Source organism: Sphingomonas sp. NPDC019816, from assembly GCF_050274375.1.
Lineage (GTDB): Bacteria > Pseudomonadota > Alphaproteobacteria > Sphingomonadales > Sphingomonadaceae > Sphingomonas.
Map to the genome: position 1 here is coordinate 1 of NZ_JBNNOB010000207.1, position 4,203 is coordinate 4,203.

Below are 4,203 nucleotides of genomic sequence, written 5' to 3' on the forward strand. Positions count from 1 at the left end.
AGCCTGAGCGAAGTCGAAGGCCAAGGGATTCAGGTTCGCGCAGAGGCGCAGAGGACGCAGAGAAGAAGAGCCCTCACCCAATAGTGTATTCCACCCCGGCGAAGGCCGGGGTGCGAAGACTTGCAAAATTCCTCTGCGTCCTCTGCGCCTCTGCGCGAACCCAAAACGAAGGGATTCCTGTGGCCTTCGACTTCGCTCAGGCTGAACGGGGCGGGGGTAGGGGGCCTTAGCCCCCGACCGGCACCAAATCCGCGTCGATCGCGATCGTCACCTGTCGGCCGACGATCAGCGGATAGGCTGTCATCCCGAAATCGCGCCGGTCGATCCGCATCGTCGCGGCGATATGCACCGGCTCGCGCCCCGTCATCGCGGCGAAGTCGCGGGAAAAATCGACCGCCAGCGTCACCGGACGCGTGACGCCCCGCGCGGTGATCGTGCCAGCCACGGTCGCGCTGTGGGATCCGGTGCGGGTCATGCCGGTCGCGTGGAAGGTGACGTGCGGATAATGGTCGACATCGAAAAAGTCCGGGCCCCGCAACCGCGACCGGGTGAGCGCGTCGCCCGCCTCCAGTGCCTGTGCATCGATCCGCACGTCCAGCGTCACCGCCTTCGCGTCGTGGTCGGACAAGGCGACCCGCCCCTCGATCTTGGGAAAGCGTGCGGTCTTGCTGCCCAAGCCGAAAAAGCCGACCTTGGCCTGTACGCGGGCATGGGCGGGATCGATGGTATAGCCGATCGCGCCAGTGCCGCTGGCCGAAGCCATGGCCCCCAGCGTCGCGACCGCGACCGTCGCGAGATATGTGATTCTCAACCCACTCACCTCATGCTCGAAAAGCCCGCCCCCTTCCGATAAGGGCGGGCGATGGCCAAGCTCTATTTCTATTATGCCAGCATGAATGCCGGGAAATCGACCATGCTGCTGCAGGCCGACTTCAACTATCGCGAGCGGGGGATGAACACGATGTTGTTCACCGCCGCGATCGACGACCGCTTCGCCTATGGCACCATCGCCTCACGCATCGGCCTGTCGCAGCCCGCGACGCCGTTTCATGCGGGCACCGATCTGGAGGCCTGTGCGCTGGGCCAGCATGGCAAGACGCCGCTCGCCTGCATCCTCGTCGACGAAGCGCAGTTCCTGACGGCGGAGCAGGTGGATCAGCTGGCGCGGCTGGCCGACCGGCATCGGATTCCGGTGTTGTGTTACGGCCTGCGCACCGACTTCAAGGGGCAGCTCTTTCCCGGATCGGCGCGGCTGCTGGCGCTGGCCGATGCGCTCAGCGAGATCAAGTCGGTGTGCGTGTGCGGGGCCAAGGCGACGATGAACCTGCGCGTCGACGCGCAAGGCCATGCCATCGCGGAGGGCGCGCAGACCGAGATCGGCGGCAATGACCGCTATGTCGCGCTGTGTCGCCGCCATTTCTGTGCGGCGCTGGCGGGAGAGCCGGTGCTTGAGGGGATAGCAAAGCCCGACTAACGCCTTGGCGATGCATGGATGGATCATTCTCGACAAGCCGCTGGGGCTCGGTTCGACCCAAGGGGTGAGCGCGGTCAAGCGCTGCTTGCGCCAGGGCGGCTATGGCAAGGGCATCAAGGTCGGCCATGGCGGCACGCTCGATCCGCTGGCGACGGGCGTGCTGCCGATCGCTGTGGGGGAGGCGACCAAGCTGGCGGGCCGGATGCTCGACAGCGATAAGGTGTATGACTTCACCATCCGCTTCGGCGAGCAGACGTCTACGCTCGACGCGGAGGGCGAGGTGGTCGCGACGAGCGATGTGCGCCCGACCCGCGAGGCGTTGGAGGCGGTGCTGCCGCGTTTCACCGGGCCGATTAGCCAAGTGCCGCCCGCTTATTCCGCGCTGAAGATCGATGGCGACCGGGCGTACGACCTTGCGCGCGCCGGGGAAGAGGTGGTGCTGGCGAGTCGCGCGGTGACGATTCATTCGCTCATATCCTCCCCGGAACGGGGAGGGGGACCGTTCGCGTCAGCGAATGGTGGAGGGGGCGCGCCACTGGGCGAAACCCTCGCGGAAGCCCCCCTCCACCATCCTTCGGATGGTCCCCCTCCCCGTGCCGGGGAGGAGCTAGAAGAAATCACCCTCACCGCCCATGTCTCCAAGGGCACGTACATCCGCTCCCTCGCCCGCGACATCGCACTGGCGCTCGGCACCGTCGGCCATGTCACCATGCTCCGCCGCACCAAGGCCGGACCGTTCACCCTCGCCCCAGCGATATCGCTGGACAAATTGAACGAAATGGGGCAGGCGGCCACCCTTGAACAGATACTCCTGCCACTGAGGGCGGGGCTGGACGACATCCCGGCTCTTGCTCTCGACCCCGACCAGGCAGGGGCGCTCCGTCAGGGGCGTGTGCTGGCCGGGATTGCCGTGGACGATGGCCAATATTTCGCGATGCTGGGGGATACCCCGGTGGCGCTGGTGGAGGCGCTGGACCAGCAGGTCCGGGTCGTTCGTGGTTTTAACCTCGATTAAGAAAGGATCACGATGTCGATCACCGCTGAACGCCGCCAGGAAATCATCAAGGATCATGCCCGCGCCGAGGGTGACACGGGTTCGCCCGAAGTCCAGGTCGCGATCCTGACCCAGCGTATTCAGAACCTGACCGAGCACTTCAAGACCCACGCGAAGGACAACCACTCGCGTCGCGGCCTGCTGATGCTGGTCAACAAGCGCCGCTCGCTGCTCGACTATCTGCGTCACAAGGATGGCGACCGCTATCTGGCGCTGATCGCCAAGCTCGGCCTGCGCAAGTAAGCCACGCGGCGATACGCCACGAGAAAGGGCACTCCCATCAGGGGGTGCCCTTTTTTGTTGGCTGGTGTATGAAGCACCGGGCCGACCGGATGGCGCGCGTGCGCATCCCCAAAGCCTCTATGTCATGAACCCGTCGAACGCGGCGGGTAGGATCGGAGGATCGGCAATTCGGTCGACCTCCAGAGCCAATCTTGGCTCAACCCATAGGCCCCGGCGGGATAGGCCCGTCGGAGTGAAGGATATTCCATGTTCAATACCAAGAAAGTGGCCATCGAGTGGGGCGGCAAGACGCTGACCCTCGAAACCGGCAAGGTGGCCCGTCAGGCCGACGGCGCGGTGATCGCGACGCTGGGCGAGACGGTGGTGCTGTGCGCCGTGACGGCCGCGAAGACTGTGAAGGAAGGGCAGGACTTCTTCCCGCTCACCGTTCACTATCAGGAGAAGTTCTCGTCGGCGGGCCGTATCCCCGGCGGTTTCTTCAAGCGCGAGCGCGGCGCGACCGAGCGTGAGACGCTGATCAGCCGCCTGATCGATCGTCCGATCCGCCCGCTGTTCCCCGAAGGTTTCTACAACGAGATCAACTGCATCTGCCAGGTGCTCTCCTATGACGGCGAGAACGAGCCCGACATCCTGGCGCTGGTCGCCGCGTCGGCCGCGCTCACCATCTCGGGCGTGCCCTTCATGGGCCCGATCGGCGCGGCGCGCGTCGGCTATGTCGATGGCGAGTATCAGCTGAACCCTACCGACGCCGAGGCGCTGGCCGGTGACCTGGACCTGGTCGTCGCCGCCACCCACGACGCGGTGATGATGGTCGAGTCGGAAGCCAAGGAGCTGTCCGAGGAAGTGATGCTGGGCGCGGTCATGTTCGCGCACAAGGCGTCGCAGCAGATTATCGACGCGATCATCGATCTCGCCGAGCAGTCGGCCAAGGATCCGTGGGAGCTGAAGGTCGGCGACGACCAGAAGGCGGTCAAGGCCGAGCTGAAGAAGCTGGTCGGCAAGGACATCACCGCCGCCTACAAGCTGACCGACAAGCAGCAGCGCCAGACCGCGCTGGGCGAGGCGCGCGCCAAGGCGAAGGCCGCCATGGCCGACCGCACGCCCCAGGAGCAGCTGGTCGCCGCCAAGCTGGTCAAGAAGCTGGAAGCCGAGATCGTTCGTACCGCGATCCTGAAGGACGGCCGCCGCATCGACGGTCGCTCGACCACGCAGATCCGCCCGATCGAGGCGGAGGTCCACTTCCTGCCGCGTTCGCACGGCTCGGCGCTGTTCACGCGCGGCGAGACCCAGACGATCGCGACCACGACGCTGGGCACCCGCGACGCCGAGCAGATGATCGACGGCCTGAACGGCCTGTCGTACCAGCACTTCATGCTGCACTATAACTTCCCGCCCTATTCGGTCGGCGAAGTGGGCCGCTTCGGCGCGCCGG

5 protein-coding genes are annotated in these 4,203 nt (G+C 65.6%); 4 read left to right on the forward strand and 1 reads right to left on the reverse strand.

The window, feature by feature from the left end; all coding sequences use genetic code 11:
* Positions 1-226 precede the first annotated feature (226 nt).
* On the reverse strand, positions 227-811 hold the full coding sequence (locus ACQKJZ_RS18385) for a YceI family protein (RefSeq protein WP_427733023.1): 585 nt from the start codon (positions 809-811) through the stop codon (positions 227-229).
* A gap of 51 nt (positions 812-862) precedes the next feature.
* Between ACQKJZ_RS18385 and ACQKJZ_RS18390 the strand changes: the two genes are divergently transcribed.
* From ACQKJZ_RS18390 to ACQKJZ_RS18405, 4 genes are all read left to right on the forward strand, one after another.
* Entirely contained in the window at positions 863-1,474 is a 612-nt protein-coding gene (locus tag ACQKJZ_RS18390; protein ID WP_427733025.1) for a thymidine kinase, read from the forward strand.
* Between the two features lie 10 nt (positions 1,475-1,484).
* On the forward strand, positions 1,485-2,489 hold the full coding sequence (gene truB, locus ACQKJZ_RS18395) for a tRNA pseudouridine(55) synthase TruB (RefSeq protein WP_427733027.1): 1,005 nt from the start codon (positions 1,485-1,487) through the stop codon (positions 2,487-2,489).
* A gap of 12 nt (positions 2,490-2,501) precedes the next feature.
* Positions 2,502-2,771, forward strand: coding sequence for a 30S ribosomal protein S15 (gene rpsO / locus ACQKJZ_RS18400; RefSeq protein ID WP_007406197.1), 270 nt, complete (start codon positions 2,502-2,504; stop codon positions 2,769-2,771).
* 246 nt (positions 2,772-3,017) lie between these two features.
* The coding region (locus ACQKJZ_RS18405) for a polyribonucleotide nucleotidyltransferase (protein ID WP_427733029.1) at positions 3,018-4,203 on the forward strand (1,186 nt) is incomplete at its 3' end.